The organism is Dyadobacter chenhuakuii, from assembly GCF_023821985.2.
Taxonomy (GTDB): Bacteria; Bacteroidota; Bacteroidia; order Cytophagales; family Spirosomataceae; genus Dyadobacter; species Dyadobacter chenhuakuii.
Genome location: NZ_CP098805.1, coordinates 2119361 through 2141370, shown reverse-complemented (window position 1 = coordinate 2141370; position 22010 = coordinate 2119361). Strand labels below are relative to the sequence as shown.

The window sequence follows — 22010 nt, the reverse complement described above, 5'->3', positions numbered from 1 at the left end:
CTTATAGATTGCGTTTTTTGCTTTCAATTGCTATGAACTCAGGCAGATAATTTGGAGTACAGCCTTTTGATACCATTTCCCCCTTATAGAGACCAGTGTTCTGGCCGATGGCAATGCACCGATCCCGATATTGTTTTTCATAGACGCCAATCCAGCCGGCGGTTAAATTCATCGCCCACTGAACTTCCGGTTCTTCTTTGGGAATGTTGGTTTCTATTTTGGTCACCAATTCCGCCGTGTTTTCAGGAGGAATTTGTCCCATCCATCTCAAACGCGCCTGATGGTACCAGAATACTCTTCTTTGCAGAGCAGACGGGCTATTTTCCCAAGATTCAATTAACGCTGTGGTCTTCTTGTCTTTATGGATTTGGTTGGCCATTAACCAGTCTATCAATTGATTCCGCTCGATTGATGGATGGGTTTGCATATCACGGTCAAGTTCATTGATAAGCTCTTGTGATATGCGCTTATTGTCCATAATTAAAATGGCCAGTTGCCTGGGCAAAAATCGCCCTGTCGACCATAGTTCAAGAGCCAGCTCATGATCTTTTTTAATATCTTTAGCAATTTTCCGTAAGTCTCCTAGTCTGGTTTTACTATTGATCTGTTCCAGGATGTTATCCGCTTTTGAAGAAAGTTTCATTGCTGTGTTCTGATTACCGGTCCCTAAAATCAAGCAGTTTCGACGTTTCTCATTTGTTCAACCGCATTCCACGCCTAGGGAATAATTCCCATTATCTTGGTAACTACAATCAATTGCGGCATTTAATACCTTCCAGTTTTCGGATCAAATGGTTAAAAATCTCATTAAAAACGCTATGCCTCTACGCCAGCAATTATACAGTTTGATTTCCTAAGATCGATAAAAACCGTAAATAATTAAGGCCACCAGTATGGATTCAATGATCCAGATTGTGCGCGTGTTGGAATGCGAGATACGGCTAATTAGCCAATGGCCTCCCAAACAGACAGCCATGATTAGCAGTCCAAGAACAATTTCTAGTGGATAGTCTCGCTTCTGGTCCGGTGTTCCATAAATCACATAAAACAGGCCATGCAGAATTTCGTAAAGACCTAATAATGCTCCCAGTATCAGCGGAGTAATCCAGGTCAGCAAGTTTTTAATTCTCTTACCTGTCATGATAACTTCTTTATTGCAGCCACAATCTTTTGTTCCTGCCTGCTTTCATTCGGTTGCCGGGTTCGTGCCGGAGAATCAGCTTTTCATTTTTAAGAATCGTTTTCATCTTCCGGTTTTGATGCAATATCCAAATTTTGGCTCAGCCCAATTTGCTTTTCCATTTCTTTTTCATTTGCGCATACTGTTGATTGATTTCTACCTGCTTCCATTTCCCTTACTAGTTGTTTGTCTTTTAAAGAATCTAACACCGCTTTAAATACTTTGGCCTTTTTTATTGCAAGGTGGCCGTTAGGTGCCCAAAATGTACCAAAAAGATTATCCACCAGAACTACCGGCGCTATCTCACCAATCCTATTCAAATTACGCATCAACTTATCGACACTTAATTCATCAAGGTCATCGCAAAGATCATCTACTAGTTCAATGCCATTTCGATTACTGTTAAAGCTAACCATATACGGTGTTAAGCCAACATCCACTAATCGTTTGTACCGGTCCGTTTTGAGTTTATTTGTAGATTTCAAAACCGGCCTGAGCCCAACACCACCCTCCACAAATGCATTCACGCGTTTGACCAAATTCAGCGCACAACCGAAATCAGAAAATGCAGCTGCTGGTTCGTCTTCCCTTTTAGCGAATGCGGCAATCACCCATACAAATGTTGGATTGTCAATCTTAGTAATGTCAGCAGTTGAAAGTCCCACGCTATGATAAAGTTCTCGCGTAGTCATTGGGAATTTGGTAGTCATGGCGAAAGGTCAGTTTGTTGATGAGTGAACAGTTGAGATATTTTAAGTATCAAACTAATGATCTCAAAAATATCTAAACGGCAGCTCAAATTCAAGTGGCTGTTCGAAATTATGCAGATCTAAATTTTGGTTCGGGATGTTATCCACTGACTGAGTAGCCATTACGACCCAAAAATTTCTTACAACTTTGCAAGCCGGTTGTTCAAGTCCACCAGACTGTCAGGCAGTCTTCAACAGGCGGGCGGCCGGTAACCGGGGAGACGTTTCGCAGTGGACAGCAGATAGCGTCCACGTTTGACGGGGTATACTTAGGGGGGGATGAAATTATGGCCGGTGTAGAAGGCTGCTTTGTATTTGTGACCAAAACCAATGAACAAAAAGGCGCTCCTGACGTGACACGCCTTCATGTGCCTTCGTTACACGGCTTAGGATAGACAAAAACCGGTTTTTTGCCGACTGGTTAATTTTGATTGGCGTATTGACCAGCGTCTGCTGATCGTGTACAGCACCTGTACCACCAAGCACAATTGCATTCTCATTCAGGAAATTGGCATATACATCAAAATCAGCTTGCTGCCTGGTAGCAGGCATACCATCTATTTCATGAGCCTCTCTCTTTTGGAAGATATCTTCCATTTCTGCGAGTACCATCGCTACCGAAGCAGCGCCAATTTTTGAATAAGATAAATGCATAATTTTGAAAATTCCATTATAAGTGTTTTTCTATTTGATGTTTGCCATCAATATGCAAACGGCGATATAGATGAACATGATCGTAAATGCGTAGAATATTGCCGTAGACATTTCATCATCCGGTCTGATTTTTTCGTTTTCCATGATCATTTCAGTTTAGTCTATTAAGTTGCAAAACAGCAGCCTCGACGACGATGGCCCGCGTTATATCAAGGAACTGGCTGCGAGCTGATGGAAAACCTTTTCATCAAGCTTGTAGCGGTCATTTAATGTAAGACTGCTCCGCGCATTGAAAAGGGCATGATTAACAGCATTGTACATCAGCCAGTAAGACGAATCCTGGTCGAGGAGCCGCTGCTCCAGTTTGAGGCGCTCATAAGCTTGCTTTGCCAGTTGAACAGGAATCGGCAGTGTTTTTAGCAGTTTTTCATCCGCTCTGCCAAAGGATTTTTGTTGAAAATGTTCATATACCGTGGTCGTCAGGGTAGGGCTTTTATAATCCTGACCAGCCAGCAATTCATACAGCTGCTCCTGAAACAGTTCAGGTGTTTGCCGCCTGCTCTGGTGGATTTTTCGGCTGGCTGCATCTTTTTTTGCGATGGCACTGCTGTTGGTTCCTTGTTTTTTTTCTTTTCCCTGCCTGCGTTCCTCCAACCACGATCGATATTTTGGGAGTTCGGAAAAGGAGTCCGCCCATCCCATTAGCCCATTCTGGCAAACTGCCCGGTACATGCTCGTGCCCGGAAGCCCGGAACCATCCAGCATGGCCGTCAATGTTTTGCCTTGTACGCTAAATGGGGTTTTTCCATTATAACTATTCGTCAAAATCATGCTCCGCTGCAACTGCTCACCGCCAATGGCGAGCTGCTCAGGAAAAATGATATTAATGCTAAATTCACCCGTAGACGTGTATTTAATTTCCAGGTTGTAGTCTGAAAATAGCTTATCGACAACTTCTCTGATTAATATGTTGGGTATGATGGCATAGTCAGCGCTTTGAATGCCGAAAATCGTTTTAGTCCCTCGAAAAGGCTGACCAACGATAAGTTGCTGCTTATCAGTGGCCATGATTTCATAGTCCGGCAATAGGTCGGCCAGCCACACTGAATTTACAGGGTAGCATATTTCATCCCATGAAGTAGTGAACTGCGGCTGAGCACTAAGATAAGTCATTTTTTTTTATTTTTACAGTTGTAAATTTACTGAATATAGTTTTGCAAAGAAAATAAAACTGAAAAAATGTTTTGGCATGCTTGAATCAAATCCGTATATAACAGGAAGTTACAGCATGCCAGCCTCATCTTGAAATTCTAATCAACAAATACTCATGGAATTCGAAGTCATCGTTTCACTCTTGTCGCTGGTCGCTTTGGAGGCGGTTCTTGGCATTGACAATGTCATTTTTATATCAATCATCGCCGCAAAACTTCCTGCAAACCAGCAGAAGAAAGCGCGGCAATATGGTTTGGTACTCGCAGGCGTGATGCGGATCGGGCTTTTGCTTTTGATTTCCCTCATTATGAAGCTGGACAAAGATCTTTTTGTGGTCTTTGGTGAAGGGTTCTCAGGAAAGGAGCTTGTCCTGCTCGCAGGAGGATTATTTCTGCTCTACAAGAGTTCGACTGAGATTTATCACAAAATGGAAGGGGAGGAGGGAGACCAGAGCAAACAGATCAAAGCTTCGTCTTTCGGGCAGGTCCTCACGCAAATACTGATCATGGATATGGTTTTTTCCATCGATTCCATCATCACCGCTATTGGTATGGTAAAGGAAGTTTGGGTAATGTATGTAGCAGTTATTGCAACGGTAATATTAATGCTGGTAGCAGCTGAAACGATCAGTAATTTTGTAAACCGGCACCCTGCATTCAAAATGCTGGCTTTGTCATTTTTATTGCTGATCGGCTTCTCATTGGTCAGTGAGGGCTTTGGGCTTGAAATTCCGAAGGGCTACATTTACTTCTCTATGGCATTTTCACTGCTGGTGGATGTATTCCAGATGCGAATGAACAAATCTAAGAGCGCGCCTGTGAAAACCCATGAACATTATCAGCCAGGTGAAGATCGGCTTCTGCCATAGTTTTTGGAAAATATAAAAAGAACAAGCTTTTATCCTTAACCTTTCGTATGAAAAAAATATTTCAGTGGAGTTATATTGCACCTATTATCGCCTGGATTTTTTACCTGATGCTGCCTATTGGCTCAGGCTTTCTGGTCAACTCGTTAGCCGTAGTTGCTTTGATCGCAGGTGTATTTTCAGCCGTGCACCATGCTGAGGTAGTCGCACACAAAGTGGGCGAACCTTATGGAACAATTATACTTGCAGTAGCGGTAACGCTTTTGGAAGCTTCGATTATCGTATCACTGATGTTGACAGGAGGAGCCGGTGCAGATACTTATGCGCGTGACACCCTGTTCGCAGCCGTTATGCTTATATTAAATGGCATTCTGGGTATTAGTATGTTTTTGGGCGCATTGAAATTTAAGGAGCAGAGTTTTGAAACCAAAAGCGTTACAATTGCATTGGTCAGCCTGGTGTCTATTCTAGTACTTACACTGGTGCTGCCTAATTTTACCACGAGTATCGCCGGACCTTCCTACAGCACGCCACAGCTAATCGCCATTGGCGTTTGCTGTCTGGTCATTTACGGGTCTTTTATATTTACGCAAACTGTCCGGCACCGTAAGTATTTTCTGACAGAAGTTTCAGGCGAGGAGAAAGATGTTTCCAGAAGCGAAGCTCTGATAAGCCTGGCTTTTTTACTCATATGCCTGGGCGTAGTTATTTTCCTGGCCAAAAACCTTTCTCCGGTAATTGAAAGCGGAATTGTTGCAGCCGGGTTACCCACGGCACTAGTGGGTGTGGCTATTGCAGCTGTTATTTTACTACCGGAAGGCATAGCTGCTATCCGTGCGGCAAGACGCGGCCAGTATCAGACGAGCATCAATCTTGCGTTAGGTTCCGCGTTAGCAAGTATAGGGCTAAGTATTCCTACTGTGGTCATTGTTTGCACAATAATGGATTTGCCACTTATCCTCGGTCTCACCATGAAATCCATGGTCCTGCTGGTTCTTTCAATTTTTACGGTAATGCTTTCGCTTAATAAGGGACAAACCAACAGCTTATATGCTATCGTGCTTTTGGTTAATCTGATGATGTATATCTTTACAATCGTATTTCCTTAAAGCCATATATATTGACCAATATCCTGACATTGTCCGGCACTTTTTGCCGTAAAATATCCTGCGCCGGGCAATCGTTAGTTGGGCGATCTGCTCATTAAAAAGTTAACGGCCATTGCCGCCATTGCCCTTGTGCCTACTACCAATGCTTTTTCATCGACAAAGAATTTGGGATTATGGTTTGGGGCAGCTTTGGCAGGATCCTCACCATCGGGCGTGACACCAAGAAAAATATACAGACCCGGCACTTCTTTGGCAAAGTAAGAAAAGTCTTCCGAAGCCCCCTGCAACGACCCGGGTATCACGCCCGCTTCGGCAGCGCGCTTCAGTACGGGCAGCATCTGTTGAGCCAGGGCATCATTGTTATCTGTGACATCATACATAGGCAAAATGTCAACCTGCGCCTTCGCATAGGTTCCTTCCGCAATGTGCTCAGCAGCCTGCTTAATATCAGCATGAAGTTGCTTGCGTGCCTCAGGGTCATATGAACGGATGGTGCCAACCATTTTAACCGTATCCGGGATCACATTCTGGCTGGACCCGCCATGGATCATCCCCACTGAAACAACGGCTGGCGACTTTGTCAGGTCAGCGCGTCGACTGACAACGGATTGTAAGCCGGCAACTACATATGCCGAGGCTACTACCGGGTCAACTGTGTTCCATGGCATGCCTCCATGGCCCTGCTGCCCGCTGACAGTAATGTTCAGCACGTCGCTGCTGGCTGTGGCAGGTCCACTTTTGTAATCAATCTGTCCTGATTTGCCGGGGTGAACGTGTAGCGCGAATACTGCATCTGGTTTGTTTTTCTTAAACATGCCGTCTTCAAGCATCCGTTTGGCGCCCCAGCTTTTACCCGACCCTGGCTCCACAACGCTTGAGCCTTCTTCGGCGGGCTGGAATATGAACATTACTGAACCTGTCAGCTCACTTTTCATGCTTGCAAGCACTTCGGCTACGGCCATTAGCATAGCCGTATGTGCGTCGTGCCCACAAGCATGCATCAGGTATTCAGTCTTTCCGCTTATTTGGGCTGTGGACTTTGAAGCGAATGGTAATCCGGCGGGCTCCTTAACGGCCAAGGCATCCATATCTGCCCGCAGGGCAACCAACTTTCCTGGCTTCCCGCCTTTCAATATGCCTACAACCCCTGTGCCGCCCACTCCTGTCTGCACTTTAATTCCCAGAGCGCGGAGGTGTTCTGCAACCAGTTTTGAAGTGCGTTCTTCCTGATCTCCCAGTTCTGGATTTTGGTGTATATCCCGGCGCCAGCCGATCAACTTGGACTCGATGGCCATCGTTTTGTCGCGAATCTTGCTTTCAATTGCAGTTAGCGCTGATGAATTTGCCTTAGTTAGCTTACTAGTTTGCCCGCTGGCCGTCAGTGATATGTAAATAAGTATCAGAAGGGGGATGAGCTTAGCTAAGCTCTTGCTGTTTCCGTTTGCTGATTTGCCCATAATCGTTTGCTGCGTTACACTGAACTTGTTAAACATTGCCATAACTGTTTGACTGCTTCTGGAGTGAACTCTTAGGATCCGCTCGGGCTTACATCATTGCATCAGATCAGAGACGAATTTTGGAACTGTCGGCTCGCCTTTGAAGAATGCCCCTTTCTTACCGATGGTAATAGCCCAGCGGTGAATCCAGGAAATGCCTCGCTTGTCGATATATTGATCCTCCGTGAGATAACAAGGATCTTCCAGCGCTTTTTGAAGCGTGACAAACTGATAGCCATCCGCTTCTAGTCTGGAAAGCAACTGGCCAAGTGCTTTGCTATTGAGCAGGTTAGCATGCATCAGCAGAATGTGCGGAATGCGCCGGTGGAACAGCGAGTCGGCCTGGGACTCATAGTAATGGACATAATCCATCATATAGTTGACATATGTCTTCGAGATAGAATCGGCCAGGAGCTGGTTTTTGCCGCCCATCGCCTTGTCAAAGGCAGCGGCAAAAAGGTATTCGTCGTTATCGACCGTCACGGGTGCCTGGATGTATTTGTGTTTGGCCAGTATCATTTCCAGCGAATCCCGTTTCTCAGCCGTATTTCCTCTGTGGAGATAAGGGTGCCGGAAATATTTGAGTTCAGCGCCTTCTTTATGGAGAAAACCTCGAAGCAGTGTATCGGCACCGAGCACATCCGCTTCATAGGCGGCTGCCGAAATATTGTTGATGCCTAAGTGTCCGAAAGTGTGGTTTCCGAGTGAATGGCCGGCTTTCAGCCATTTTCTTAGTAAACCGTATTGGGCGGGAATGATTTTTCCGTCTTTAACAAGTTTCTCCCCGATGACATACCCCGTCGCCTGGACTTTATGTTGTTTCAAATGGCCTAACAGCTGATCTGTCAATTCCGCTCTCAAGGCATCGGTATTCATGATTCTGCTGACCGTTGGCAAGTCGTCAATGGTAATGGCAATTTGCTTTTGAGCGAAGACTTGTTTTGCAAAAGATTGAAGAATAATTAGTAGCAGCAGTATATGCAATTTCATGAGGGGCTCAGGTTTAGTATAAAATTAAAAATATGCGTTCAATGATGTTCATTTGTATTTATTTCATAGCCAACACATTCGAATGGATACGTTTAATAAAGACACTGCTTGAAATCGACCGGGCAAATAGCGAAGCGACATTGGCGGCACTCGAACGCTTTAGCACTCAGCAGCCCGTTACTTATAAAACTGGTTCCGGTACCACCTTTACCCACTCCGTTCAGGAAATATTCTTTCAAATCATTACTCATTCCACTTATCATAGAGGACAAATTGCTACTGAACTTCGAAGCATTGGCATTCAGCCTCCGATGACTGATTTTATATACTACAAAATGATATCAGGCACCTAGTATGCGCACCTCATTGATTTAATAATATTCATAGCTTTAATGGTAAAAAAATAAGTTTAGTGTATGGGGATTTTCCTGACCTACTTGTCTGTACGAAGATGTCAAAAACTACTTCTTACCAAAATCTTCAAGTATGAAAGGATTATTCCGAATGCTGCTGCTGTTGATTGCACTGACAGGAGCCCTGAATTTTGTCGCAAAAGCACAGACCTACAACTGGAAACCGGTTAGAATTGGCGGCGGAGGTAATGTAACCAGTATCAAAGCGCATCCCAAAGTGCCTAATCTTTACTTTATCACCACGGACGTAGGCACACCTTACCGCTGGAACCACGCCGCCCAGAAATGGGAGGATATGATGTGGTCCGGTAAGATTCCGACCACCTACTGGAACTGGGAAGCTGCCGCCAAGAGCGGTGATATTGCTTTTGACCCCAGCGACGTAACGGGTAACATTCTTTACGCAACACATCAGACGGGCATGGGCACGGTGCCGGGAGGTGGCACTTCGCCGGGAACGGTCATGAAGTCGGTGGACAGGGGCAATACCTGGACCGACTGCCAGCTTCGCATAACAGTTTTGCCAAATAGTGACCAGACTTACACAGACCGCATCGCTGTTGACCCAAACAACAGTAATGTAGTATATGTAACAAGCCGGGCAAATGGTACCCACAAAAGTACAGCCGCGGGCGCAGTAGGGTCATGGACGAAAGTGAATACTACTTTGCCGGATTCGGTATCAGGCAGATTTATCTTTTTTGACAAAAGCGGTGGAGTAGTCAATGGCGTGACCCGGAACATTTTCCTGGGTGGCAAGGCCGGCGTATACCGCAGTACGGACGGAGGAAATACCTTTGCCTTAATGCCTGGAAGTCCGGCCGAACCGCGTCGTGCGAGCATCAGCAACGACGGTACCTTTTTCGTAAGCCGGCTGCCGAAAGCCGATTACCGTCCATCAGGTGGGCATTCTTTGCATAAATGGAATGGAAGCAGCTGGATCGATATCACACCGGTGGCTGGCAAGGAGTTTAGCGGCGTGGGCGTCAACCCGTCCAATAGCAACGAAGTGATCGTATCAACAACGAGTACGTGGAACCATGATGTGGCTTACCGCAGCACTTCGGGTGGGAGCCAGGGTAGCTGGACGTCGATGGCACCGGCAACCCGCGATGTCTCGGAAGCGCCGCATTCAGCCGGAGATGGAGCGAATGGAAATATCGGCCATAATGTCAATGGTTTTGCCTGGGATCCTTTTAATGCAGGTCACGTCTGGTTTTCGGATATGCTCGATGTGGGCCAGACGACCAATGTGTGGGCAAGCCGGGTAACCTGGAAATTGCGCGATAACGGACTGGAAGAAATTGTCGTAGCCGGCCCAATGGTCTGCCCGCCGTCGGGCCCCAATTATTTGGTTTCGACAACAGGCGACGTAGGTGGTTTCGACCACAAATCGCTGGATTCACCACCTTTGAAAGGAATATCCGCCTGGTTTGCAACCCAAACCGGTTGCAATACATCCGGAGGCGCCATTCAGTATTCAGATCCCAATTTTATAGCACGGGTAGGAAGCGATGGCTGGAATGGTACGGGAATAGGAGGCTATTCGACCAATGGCGGGGGATCTTATGTGAAATTTCCTTCGATTCCGGGAGCAAGAGGCAGGATCGCAGTTTCTGCGACCAGCCGCAAAATGGTCTGGGTTACGCAGGGCGGGCTCACTTATTATTCCGACAACCTGGGTACCACTTGGACAGCCTGCAATGGTGTTCCTAATGCGGTTTTAAAGCCTGGTGATATTTACCAGATCTGGGCAGGAATGCAGCCATTAGCCGCTGATAAAGTGAATGGTAATGTCTTTTACATTTATGCCAATGGTAAGATTTACAAGAGCACCGATGGAGGGGTCAATTTTGCGCCGACTGCGGCAAGCAATCTGCCTAATGTTGGAAATGTGGCGCAAATGAGTGTGGAAACTACACCGGGCGTGGAAGGAGATATCTGGATTTCGTTCTCCGGTGACGGCCTGTTCCATTCCACAGATGCTGGCCAGAGCTTTACCAAAATCAATCCGGATGTGATCAAAAAGCCGAAATGGGTTGCGGTTGGCAAGGCAGATACAACTGCATCTGCCAGTCCAGTGATCTTTGTAAGTTCGGAAGGCACAGGGATCAATGGCGTTTCGTATGGTGTTTTCCGGTCCGATGATAATGGTGTTACCTGGACAACGATCGCTAACCCGGTTCCGGGTATTGTGAGTAATATGGCTGCTGATTTGCATGGAAGAGTGTATTTGGGCATTGGCGGCAATGGCATTTTTGTGGGTGAGCCCGCAGGCGGCCCGGTTGTTTCTGTGGCCGTAACACCAGCTGCTGACTCTGTCATTGTTGGTTTTACAAAACAATTAAAAGCTGCACTTACCCCGACTTATCCCACCAATAATGCCATCAGCTGGGCATCATCTGACGAGGCCATTGCAACTGTGAATGCAACAGGATTGGTTACCGGAGTCGCTCCCGGCGTTGCTACCATTACGGTAACGACGCAGGATGGTGGAAAAACGGCCCAAAGCAGCATCAAAGTTACGCCTACCACCGGTGTGACGAGTGTTACCCTTGACCCGGCCATCAACATAGGATTAGGCACGAGCCGAAATCTGACTGCAACTGTCCTTCCTGCCATCGCAACCAATAAAAAGGTAAGCTGGGCTTCGTCGGATACAACGGTTGCCAGGATAAATTCCAGTGGCTTGGTAACCGGCTTAAAGCTGGGTACAACCACCATTACCGTCACCACGGAAGATGCAGCAAAAACAGCGACCTCGGTGCTGACCGTGGGTACTGTCGTGGTTGCAAACAACTGCGGAGGGCCTACGATTGGAAATTTTGTTGCCGACTCACCGCAGTCGGGCTACCAATGGACTACCTCTACAACAACAGCTATTGATTTGAGCGCCATCAGCTCTCCTGCTCCGGCGGATGTATACAGATCACAGCGCCACAGCGGTCATCCGCTTATTTATTCCTATGGAAATCTGGTGCCAAATAGTCTGTATACAGTCAGAATTCATTTTGCTGAGATCACTACAACCGTTACTGCTGGAAAAAGGAAATTTAATGTGACCGGCACCAGTGTAGCTGACACATTGCTTAAAAACTTTGATATTATCGCGCAGGCCGGTGGAAGATTTAAGGGTATTGTAAGAGAATTTTCGGTCCGTTCCAATGCGTCAGGATTACTTAATGTTGTTTTCAGGCCTATACCGAATTTTGAGTTTCCTGTCGTTAGTGGTATCGAAGTAGGACTCACACCTGTTGCTTCTGTGGCCGTAACTCCGTCCAATGCTGCTGTGGGTGTAGGCGACACAACACGGTTGTCGGCTACGATACTACCCGCCATTGCTACCAATCAAAAAGTCGTTTGGAGCTCCTCCAATACTTCTGTTGTAAGCGTGGACGGAACAGGGCTGGTGAGAGGCGTATCACCTGGCACTGCCACTATCACAGTTACCACGAATGAGAGCCAGAAAACAGCCTCAGCGACTATAACTGCTTCCAATATCGCTGTGAGTGGTGTTTCGCTCACACCTACAACTTCGGTTGGCGTGAATAACTCAGTTACGATTGTTGCTACTGTACAACCCGCCAATGCTACTGATAAAACGCTTACCTGGTCTACATCCGATGCGGGCATTGTTTCAGTGAGTCAAAGTGGTGTATTAACCGGCGTTTCCCCTGGAACTGCAAATGTTACCGTCACTACGCAGGATGGGAACAAAACCGCTAGCAGTGTAGTGACGGTTTCCAATGTTCTGATCACATCGGTTACATTAAATAAAACGTCAGCCACTGTGGGCGTGGGGGATACAACTTCCATTAAAGCAGCGATTGCGCCTGCCAATGCAAGCAACAAAACGGTGGTATGGAGCTCATCCAATCCAAGTGTCGCTACGGTAAGTGCAACCGGAATTGTAACAGCTGTCGCCGTCGGTAATGCTACGATTAATGCCACAGCACAGGATGCAGGCGGTGTTTCTTCCGGTTCGGCGGTAACGGTTGTCAGCGCGGGTTCATGCGGTGTGCTTACCAACAATGGTTTTGAAAGTGGTTTTGTAAACTGGATTAGGAACCCGAATGCAGCGGCTGCGACCATTGGTACATCAGCGCAAAGCGGATTGAAAAGTGCCGTGATCACAGCGGATCAGGGAGCCATTAATTATGGAAAAACAATTCCGGTAACCGGAGGCAGAGAGATCACTTTTGAGGTTTGGGCCAAAGTAGAAGCGACGCCAAATCCCTCAAACGCATCGCAATTTATCCTGCCATGGTGGGCTGGGATAGGAATCGATTTCTATGATGCGCAGGGAGTAAAAATTACGAGTGGTACCACGCAGTTCCAGGTTCACCCATTTGATCCGGCAAAAACGGTTTATACCAAATATTCAGTAACCAAATTAGCACCTGCAAATGCCGTAACGATCGGCATATGGGCATCAAAAGCCGGCCCTAGCGGAAAGCTAATACTGGATGATTTCTGTCTGACGATAGCAGCTCCTCCGGTCGTTGCACAAACGGTTTCACTGGATAGCTTGGTGCGCAAAACAGTGGGCGATGCCGACTTCGATCCGGGCGCAGTAGCATCATCTGGTTTGCCGGTAACGTATGCAAGTTCAGACACTTCTGTGGCCCTTATAGCCAATGGAAAAATCAAAGTTGTTGCGCCCGGAACCACAGTAATCACCGCTTCTCAGAGTGGGAACGAAACGTTTAGTCCTGCGGAGCCATCGAGCCGGACACTGGTCGTTTCTTCCGGTTTGAAAGTGCTTTACATGGATGGCGACAATGGACAGGTGAACAACAATCACATCAAACCATACCTAACCATTGCCAACGAAAGCACCGTTGCAGTTCCGTACAGCGAACTTACTGCCCGCTACTGGGTTACTGCCGAGAATTTTGCGGGCATTAACAAATGGGTGGATTTCGCTGAAATGGGAAACAGCAAGGTTTCTATGAACTATGTGGAACTGACCAAACCGCGCAATGGCGCATTGGGTTATGTTGAAATCGCTTTCAATGTTTCTGCGGGGAATTTGAATCCGTCGGCCAATTCGGGAGCTATCCAAACCAGATTTGCCAACACGAACTGGGCCGATCTTTCGGAAAGCGACGACTACTCTTTCAAAAACGCTTCTGCCTACGTTGCCAACGATCACATCACGCTGTATCGCAACGGCAAACTCTGGTGGGGCGTGGAACCCGACACGGCAACGTCGGTTATGGACTTGAAAGTTTATTCGGAAAACAAAAATACCAATGCGTCGCCAGCCTCGCTGAGCACGTGGATCAAAGTAGAGAACAAAGGCAATGTACCTGTAGACTACGCTGATCTTGCGATACGCTACTGGTTCACATCAGACGGCACTGCCAGTCTGAACCATTGGATAGACTTCGCCGCACTGGGTGCTGCAAACGTGAGCGGCCAGTTCGCTGGCAACCAGCAGAAAGTGAATGCGGACACCTATTTCGAACTGAAAGGTGCGCCTTCGCTCGGAAAATTGTATCCACTAAGCAGCACCGGCAATATTCAGTACAGGATCGCGAAGTCAAATTGGTCAGCATTTGATGAAAGCAACGACTATTCCTTCAAAGCAGCCGCGCCATTTGCTGAAAACAGCAAGATAACGGTTTACTACAAAGGACAGCTCGTGTACGGCGAGGAACCTGCTGCGCAGACTAACGGCCGGTTCGGAATAGTCGAAAATGAAGTGGAACCAGCCAAACTAACCGCCACACTAATGGGAAATCCCGTTAGCAGCGACCAGGCCGAGGTTGTCATCACCGGTGCAAATGCATTGCCTCTCAACGTAACGGTTATCGACGTGAATGGCCGTTCTTTGTTCAGCAAATCAATCCCAAAACCAGCCGACCAAGAGCGTCACACATTGCCGCTCGGCAAAACAGCAGGGCTTTACCTGATCAGGGTAGGTTCTTCACGGGAAGCGGTTGTATTGAAGGTTGTGAGGCGGTAGGAATACTGATTGAATCCCGTAGGGATGAAATATCGGCCGCCGCCGCGCGGTAGCAAAAAGATGATTGTTGAAATTTTAAAATCCCGTAGGGATGAAACGGCGTGTATGTTGTTTCATCCCTACGGGATTTTAATGTTACTACCCATATTTCTCTGCCGCGGCGCGGCTACCAATATTACATCCCTCCGGGATTTTTAAACTCAATCCGCATAAACCATTGCGGTAGGCAGAGCTATATTGTTATGCACCTCAGAAATGGATCAAATAGAATTATTTTCTGAAAAAAAAATATTATTTATAGTATGGGGATAGAGCTTGTGGTTTTGTCTGTGTGAGAGAACTGCAAATTTGCAGCCGCGTTAATGAAACGATATGGCAATAAATTCTATCAACAAACTACCGTCAGCCGAAAAGGACGTAGCGGATATGTCTGCGCAGGATAACGGCCCCATGATGCTCGACGACGAATACCTGATCCGCAAGACGTTCAGCCTGGACCCGCAGAAAGGTTGCGAGCTGCTGTTTAAAAAGTATTACACCAATTTATGCAACCACGCGATCCGGTTTGTGCATTCCAGCGAAGTCGCGGAAGATATTGTGTCAGAGGTATTTGCAGCTTTCTGGCAAAGCCGGACTTTTGAACTCATCAACACTTCCTACCGCGCTTACCTGTACAAATCTGTCCGAAATCGGTCCTACAATTACCTGAAATGGGACCTGAACCGTACGTCCCCGATGGACGGAATGACCACGCCTTTCGAGGCCCATACGCTCAATCCGTGTGACGCTTTGTTATACAGCGAGTTGCACCAGCAGGTCGAGCGCATTGTACAGGATATGCCGTCGCAATGCCGGAAAGCCTATCTGCTTAAACGCGTTGAAGGCAAGTCGCTAGAAGAAATTGCAGCTGAGCTTCAGATTACGCCCAAGTCGGTGGAAGCGCTCATTACCCGCGCCATCGCAAGGCTTCGCACGGGCTTGAAAGACAGCTGGTTTATCTGCCTCGCGCTGATGATTTCAATTAAAGTATAAACCCGACATGGGGTTCGGGCCACTGCACTTGTCTGTTGTTGACTGCCGCGAATCATCCAAGACAGCCCTCACAGGACTGTAAAAGCTAAAAAATATAAAATGAAAGAATCCCTATCCAAAGACGTCCTCTTCGATTTTTTTGACGGAAGGACCACATCCATTCAGCGTAAGCTCGTCGAAGACTGGCTGGCTGACCCGCGGAATGAAGAGCTTTATTATCAGTATCTCGACGAATGGGAAAGCCGCCATCCGCAGTTTTCACCGCAGGTGGAAAGCGCTCTCTCTGAATTTGTTGCGCTGGTCAACGATCAGGATGCAGCCCGGGAAATCCCTTTGCAACAAATAGAACAAACGCATTTCAGCATCTGGAAAAGTGCATGGGCTTACAGTGCCGTGGCTGCTTGTTTCCTGGTGGTGGGCGGCTTTGTTTTCAATCAGGAATTGATGTACAAATCATTAACATCCGATAACGGCCGTATATCTGCCTTTGAACTCTCGGACGGAACGAAAGTCGTGCTTAATGCCAATTCAGTTTTACGCGTTCCGAGGCTCGGTTTCGGATCGGGCAACCGGGAAGTAGTGCTGGAAGGTGAGGCAGAGTTCAAAGTCGTTCATACCGAGCAGGATAGCCGGTTCATTGTGAAAATGGATAAAGATTATTCTATCGAAGTCCTTGGTACTGAGTTTGTTGCTTACTCTCGTGAGCGTGGTACGAAGGTTTTTCTAACAAAAGGAAAGGTAAAGCTAAGCCTGCCGAAAGGAAAGCAGCTTTATATGAAACCCGGCAATCTGTTTTCAACCGAAAAAGACGGAAAATTCACGCTTACATCTTCATCGACACCAGCAAAGTTCGTGGCCTGGAAGCAGGATATGTTTTACTTCGACAATACGCTCTTGTCAGAGGCGGTGCAACAGCTGAACGAACGCTTCAAAGTGGATGTGCGTATACTTGACCCCGTTCTTGGTAACCGTCGGATCGGCGGCGTCTACAAAGCGAGGCAAGCCGACGACCTCCTGGCCATCTTATCTGAACTGCTTCATTTGGAAGTGGTAAAACACAACGAATTTATTGAATTGAGAACATCAGTAACCAACCCTAATCATGAGTAGCAGATTTCTACAAAAAACCCGTATCGTGCTGACCATGTTATTTGTTCAGCAGCTTTGCACGGCGCAGGCTATTTCATTTGCAAGTCGACCGACTCAGCAGAATGCCGCCCAACGGAATGCCGTCCAACGGAATCTTTCCCAACGCGAAGAAAGCAGCGCCAAAAACCTGAAAGATTTGTTGGTAGATTTGGGCAAGCAGCACCAAGTAAGCATATTGTTTGAAGAAGAAACCGTTAAAAATATCACCATTACCGGCGCGGATTTCCGTCAGGAAGGCGGCAAGCTGGAAAAGCAGCTGACAGATCTGCTCAAACCGTTCAATCTTCGTTTCAAAAAAGCAGGAAAAGAAGCATATGTGATCGTTTCACGATTTGAGAAAAAAGTATCTGAGGCCGGAATAGCCACGATTGAGAGCGCTACCATCGCCCCAAGTGCGGCTCCTGAATCGTTGAGCCGGACTGAAATTACTGTTTCCAAAATAACAAAGGAAAATCCAGCGGAAGAGACAATCAAGGGAAGGGTTACAGATGAGCGAGGCAATGGACTTCCGGGAGTGAATGTGGTGATCAAAGGTTCGCAACGTGGCGTTACGACGGACATTGCGGGCAAATATGAGCTGACAGCAGCAGGTCCCAACGATGTTCTGATATTTTCTTTTGTAGGATATCTGCCAAAGGAAGAGATCGTTGGGAATCGTTCTGTCGTGGATATTTCGCTTTCGGTGGATACAAAAGCATTGGAAGAAGTGGTGGTTATCGGTTACGGAACGGCCAAGAAAAAAGACCTGACCGGCGCAGTTGCCGTGGTTGGGCGCAAGGAATTCGGGGATGTATCGGCTACATCTGCCCAGCAACTTTTGCAGGGTAAAATCGCCGGTGTACAGATCGTGAATACAGGCGGATTACCGGGCTCGAATGCCAAAATCATCATTCGTGGCGTTGGTTCGCTCACCAATTCCGATCCGCTTTATGTGATCGATGGGATCCAGGGCGGCGATATCAATTCAGTAAGTCCTTATGATATTCAGGACATTACGGTGCTGAAAGATGCTGCTTCCGTGGCGATTTATGGCGCATCGGCAGCCAATGGAGTTGTGTTGATTACTACCAAAAAAGGCAAAGCCGGAACGCCAAAAGTGACTTACAATGGCTATGTAGGCGTGGCACAGGCCTGGAAAAGGCTCGATATGCTGGATGCGGCGCAGTATGTGCAGTTGGTAAAAGACATTGATGCAGTACAGGGAAACAAAGTGCCCGATAAACTCAACACGCCCGACGTGCTGGTAACCCGGACCGACTGGCAGAAAGAGATTTTTAGGAATGGAAAAATCACCGAGCACCACGTGAACGTAACAGGCGGAAGTGATAAAGCGACCTATAACTTCTCGGCTGGTTATACCAATCAGGAGGGTATTATGCGGGATTATGGTTACCAGCGGATCAATTTACGCACGCAGCTCGAAGAGCAGATCGGCAAAAGAATTCGACTTGGACAAACCATTAACTTTAAATACAACAGGACAACGGGCAATGCAGCCAGCTTTGTAGAGGCGCTCCGGATGCCACCCTACGCACCGACAATGGACCCAGCCAACCTGGGAGGATATAGTAAAGTGACGACGATCATCGACCAGAACGATGCGCTCAATCCGCTACCAGGCATTTATCTCACGGAAAAACTAGGAAGAGGCGTCTCGAATCTGTTTCAATTATGGGGTGAAGTGGACATTATCAATGGCCTCAAATTCAGGACACAGGCGAACATCGGCCTTTCCAATGGCAACAGCTATAATTACACAGGCGAATATCTGAACGGAAATACCAAAATTGACCGCAAGATCGAGGAAAGCTATTCATTCTCAGTGTCGCCGATCATTGAAAATATCCTGAGCTACACGAAAACAATAGGCCGTCATGATTTTTCACTCATGGCCGGTAACACCTACAATGAAGGCACCAGGAGCCGGAGCGTGAATATGACCGGTTCGGGTTTTACCAATGACCTCATCAAGCAAATCGGTGTTTCCAAATCCAACAGCATTACCGGCACTGGATCGAGTATTTATGCTTCCCGCTCGTATTTTGGCCGTCTTACCTACGCTTTTCATGACAGGTATCTCGTAAATGCATCGATCCGTCAGGACATTAACCCTGCATTTGGAAAGGCTTACCGCAAAGGGAATTTCCCGTCAGTTGGGGTGGCTTGGAAGGTTGCGAATGAAGATTTTATGAAAAATATCTCCTTTATCTCCGACCTTAAACTGCGCGGCAGCTGGGGCATTACCGGCAATGCGAATATCGGCTTGTTCCTCACTGACCCGACCGTTTACCGAGGCTATGGAAATAACAACATTGTCTATTCTTTTGGCGAAAACAAAGCATTCCAACAAGGAGCGACCGTTACCCGCGTGCCTAACCCTTTCCTAAAATGGGAAGAAACCACGCAGATCGACTTTGGAGTTGATTTCGGCCTTTTGCAAAACAGACTTCAGGTGAGTCTGGATTACTACAAACGCGATAGCAAGGATTTACTGCTGGATGTGAAACTGCCCGTTTCCACAGGTTTGGGAGATGTTTATAATGATGCGAGCATGGTTCAGAATGCGGCTAATGCAGTTAATAAAGGTTTTGAAGCCGCATTATCTTATGCAGGGCAGTCAGGAGATTTCAGTTACAGCATTTCGGCCAATACGGGTTATAATAAGAACAATGTAGTGTCACTTGGCAATGGCGCGCCGATCGTGAGTGGCAGCACCAATGGTGGAATTAATATCACCAAAACGGATGTAGGCGCGGCGATTGGTTCATTCTACGGATACAAGGTGGATCATGTGGTGTCCAGCGCTGCGGATGTGGCCAGGTATAATGAGCAGGCGGTTGCGAAGGGGTTTGCAAGTTATCAGGACGGTTTAAAGGCGGGTGACATTGTTTATCAAGATCTGAATGGCGACGGACGCATTACCGATGCAGACCAGTCGTTCCTCGGCTCGGCGATCCCCGTCTGGACTTATGGTGGCTCGGTCAATTTATCCTACAAAGCTTTTGACCTTTCGATGGGTTTGGCGGGGATCGGCGATGTGAAAGTTTACAATGCATTGCGTTACTGGACAGAAGGCACAACGCGCCCATTCAACTCTTCAACGGCTGTACTCAATGCCTGGAAAAAGGATGGAGACGTTACCGATATGCCAAGATCCGGCCAGAATACACCTTCCAACCTGCGTGCTTCCGACCGCTTTCTGGAAAACGGCTCGTTCATGCGGTTGCGCAACCTCACCCTTGGATTCTCGGTCCCGAAAACAATTTTGAATTCCACAGGCGGAAAAGTGTTTTCGAGCTTCCGCATTTATGCCACCGCGATGAACCTGCTCACATTGACCAAATACAAAGGATATGATCCCGAAGTAAGCGCGAGTGTGAACGATGCCAAGTCTTTTATTTTCACCAAAGGCGTCGATACAGGTCAGTATCCACAGCCGAGGACGTTCCTCGTCGGATTGCAGGTCGGGTTTTAATTTTCTCTATTCAAATTCATTTTCATCATGATGAAAAAGCAAATACTTTCGCTGGGAACGCTGGCCTGCCTTACCCTTGCCGGCTGCGACAACTCACTGGATAATGTCAAAAATCAGTCGAGCTACAACGACGATACTTACTTCACAACGCCCGCCACGATTTCAGAAGCTGTTACAGCGACTTATGGGCTGCTACTTTACAAGGGGTTGTATTCCAGGGATTTCTATTATTTAATGGATCTTACCGGGAATGAAGCCGAGGCAGATGCGCCGTTGCTGGGGGACGTTTTGCAGCTGCACGATTACAGTTATGCACCCAATCATGCGCAGATCAATGACCTTTGGTCTACCACTTACAAAATGACTTTCCGGGCGAATCTGGTGATCGATAAAGCTGCGAAAATAACACCTGCAAACGATGCAGAGAAGTTAAAACTGGCCCAATATGTGTCCGAAGCCTATTTTTTGAAGGCTTATGCTGAGTTTTTGCTTGTAACGCTTTGGGGCAGGGTGCCGATCCGCAAGGATTACAGTGGTAACGACGAATTTTATCTTCCAAGGGCGAGTACTGAGGAAAGCTGGAAAATGGTTGAATCGGATCTCACCAATGCAATCAGCGGACTGCCTGTCACGTACGCCAGTGCGGGCGACCTGGGCCGGGTTACCAAAGGTGCGGCCATTGCATTATTGGGCAAAACCTATTTATACCAAAAGAAATACGCCGAAGCTGCCGCGCAATTTGAGCTACTGACCAAGGCGCCTTACACGTATGATCTGGTCAAAAACCTCGACGAGCTCTTCACTAAATCGCCTGTGAAAAACGCAGAATCGGTTTTCGACGTTCCGCACAAAGAATGGGGGGGCTGGGCCGAAGGAAGTCCATACTATATGTTTGGATCTCAGGAAGGATCGGGAAGCGGTAAAAATACATTGACCGGCCGCGCCATGGAATACGGCTGGAACGACTGGCGAAACGTGTTTATCTCAGACGCAGCCGTGAAAGCATTCACTTATAAAGATGAAGCCGGCAAGGCTTATGTCGATCCGAGAGCCCAAAACACATTCTACGGAGATAAAGCCAGCGGAGGCGACGTAACCTATTGCGACAAATGCGCTGCCGGGGTAAAAACGTATCCGTTCGCAGAGAATGGCAATGGCTACCGGTGGAGGAAATACGAACCTTACGAATACAAGGAAAAAGGCGAACTACCCCAATCGGACATCAATTCCCAGATCATCCGCTATGCCGATGTACTGCTGATGCTCGCCGAAGCGCAGATCCAGGTCGGAAAAATAGGTGAAGCTTTGCCATTGATCAACAAAGTGCGCGCCCGCTCCGGCGCATTTGCCTACACTGCGCTGGGTAGCAAGGACGAGGCAATGAAAAAGCTCATGTTGGAACGCCAACTGGAACTCGTCGGTGAGCAAGTGCGCTGGTTTGACCTCATCCGCTGGGGCATTGCCAAAGAAACCTTGAATGCTGAAAAGAAAGCGAAGTATCCGGCGTCAAGTCAGTCTTTCTTCCAGGACAAACACGTATTATTTCCTATTCCCTTAACTGAGAAAAACACCAATCCGCTAGTCGCGAAAGACATTACCAACGACTGGAATTAAATGAAACGAAATCCAGCATGCTGGCTCTCACACTATTTTCAGCGCTTTTCAGGCGCGTAGCAAAAGACGAATGGCGCAAAACTGCATTATACCGTTGATCC

General features: G+C 47.3%; 14 protein-coding genes. 8 read left to right on the top strand and 6 right to left on the bottom strand.

The window, feature by feature from the left end; genetic code table 11:
* Position 1 precedes the first annotated feature (1 nt).
* The 4 genes from NFI80_RS08775 to NFI80_RS08760 all read right to left on the bottom strand — a co-directional run bounded on the left by NFI80_RS08775 (position 2) and on the right by NFI80_RS08760 (position 3756).
* Entirely contained in the window at positions 2-643 is a 642-nt protein-coding gene (locus NFI80_RS08775) for a DNA alkylation repair protein (RefSeq protein ID WP_235163387.1), read from the bottom strand.
* A gap of 587 nt (positions 644-1230) precedes the next feature.
* On the bottom strand, positions 1231-1890 hold the full coding sequence (locus NFI80_RS08770) for a hypothetical protein (RefSeq protein ID WP_254414171.1): 660 nt from the start codon (positions 1888-1890) through the stop codon (positions 1231-1233).
* A 324-nt stretch (positions 1891-2214) separates the two neighbouring features.
* Positions 2215-2583, bottom strand: a complete 369-nt coding sequence (locus tag NFI80_RS08765) for a hypothetical protein (protein ID WP_235163389.1) — start codon at positions 2581-2583, stop codon at positions 2215-2217.
* 204 nt (positions 2584-2787) lie between these two features.
* On the bottom strand, positions 2788-3756 hold the full coding sequence (locus NFI80_RS08760; RefSeq protein WP_235163390.1) for a hypothetical protein: 969 nt from the start codon (positions 3754-3756) through the stop codon (positions 2788-2790).
* A 154-nt stretch (positions 3757-3910) separates the two neighbouring features.
* On the opposite strand from NFI80_RS08760, the gene NFI80_RS08755 reads away from it, so the two are divergent.
* The gene (locus tag NFI80_RS08755; RefSeq protein ID WP_235163391.1) at positions 3911-4663 is read left to right on the top strand and encodes a TerC family protein; all 753 of its coding nucleotides are present in this window, start codon (positions 3911-3913) and stop codon (positions 4661-4663) included.
* A 47-nt stretch (positions 4664-4710) separates the two neighbouring features.
* A complete protein-coding gene (locus tag NFI80_RS08750) occupies positions 4711-5769 on the top strand; it encodes a calcium:cation antiporter (RefSeq protein ID WP_235163392.1) in 1059 nt (352 codons plus the stop codon).
* Positions 5770-5843: 74 nt separating this feature from the next.
* Here the strand turns inward: NFI80_RS08750 and NFI80_RS08745 are convergent, their stop codons facing one another.
* Both NFI80_RS08745 and NFI80_RS08740 read right to left on the bottom strand, forming a co-directional pair.
* Positions 5844-7262 carry an amidohydrolase gene (locus tag NFI80_RS08745; protein ID WP_235163393.1) on the bottom strand — a complete coding sequence of 473 codons (1419 nt, stop codon included), beginning with the start codon at positions 7260-7262 and terminating at the stop codon, positions 5844-5846.
* A gap of 57 nt (positions 7263-7319) precedes the next feature.
* On the bottom strand, positions 7320-8255 hold the full coding sequence (locus NFI80_RS08740) for a polysaccharide deacetylase family protein (protein ID WP_235163394.1): 936 nt from the start codon (positions 8253-8255) through the stop codon (positions 7320-7322).
* A 32-nt stretch (positions 8256-8287) separates the two neighbouring features.
* On the opposite strand from NFI80_RS08740, the gene NFI80_RS25690 reads away from it, so the two are divergent.
* From NFI80_RS25690 to NFI80_RS08715, 6 genes are all read left to right on the top strand, one after another.
* Entirely contained in the window at positions 8288-8608 is a 321-nt protein-coding gene (locus tag NFI80_RS25690) for a DinB family protein (RefSeq protein WP_374760343.1), read from the top strand.
* A gap of 133 nt (positions 8609-8741) precedes the next feature.
* Positions 8742-14639 (top strand): Ig-like domain-containing protein, encoded by a 5898-nt coding sequence (locus NFI80_RS08735; RefSeq protein ID WP_235163395.1) that lies wholly within the window; start codon positions 8742-8744, stop codon positions 14637-14639.
* A gap of 372 nt (positions 14640-15011) precedes the next feature.
* Complete coding sequence (locus NFI80_RS08730) at positions 15012-15671, top strand: RNA polymerase sigma-70 factor (protein WP_235163396.1); 660 nt, start codon at positions 15012-15014, stop codon at positions 15669-15671.
* A 99-nt stretch (positions 15672-15770) separates the two neighbouring features.
* The gene (locus NFI80_RS08725; protein ID WP_235163397.1) at positions 15771-16781 is read left to right on the top strand and encodes a FecR family protein; all 1011 of its coding nucleotides are present in this window, start codon (positions 15771-15773) and stop codon (positions 16779-16781) included.
* Positions 16774-20295, top strand: a complete 3522-nt coding sequence (locus NFI80_RS08720; RefSeq protein WP_235163398.1) for a SusC/RagA family TonB-linked outer membrane protein — start codon at positions 16774-16776, stop codon at positions 20293-20295. The genes NFI80_RS08725 and NFI80_RS08720 overlap by 8 nt, the downstream gene beginning before the upstream one ends.
* A gap of 30 nt (positions 20296-20325) precedes the next feature.
* Entirely contained in the window at positions 20326-21909 is a 1584-nt protein-coding gene (locus tag NFI80_RS08715; protein ID WP_252172109.1) for a RagB/SusD family nutrient uptake outer membrane protein, read from the top strand.
* Positions 21910-22010 lie beyond the last annotated feature (101 nt).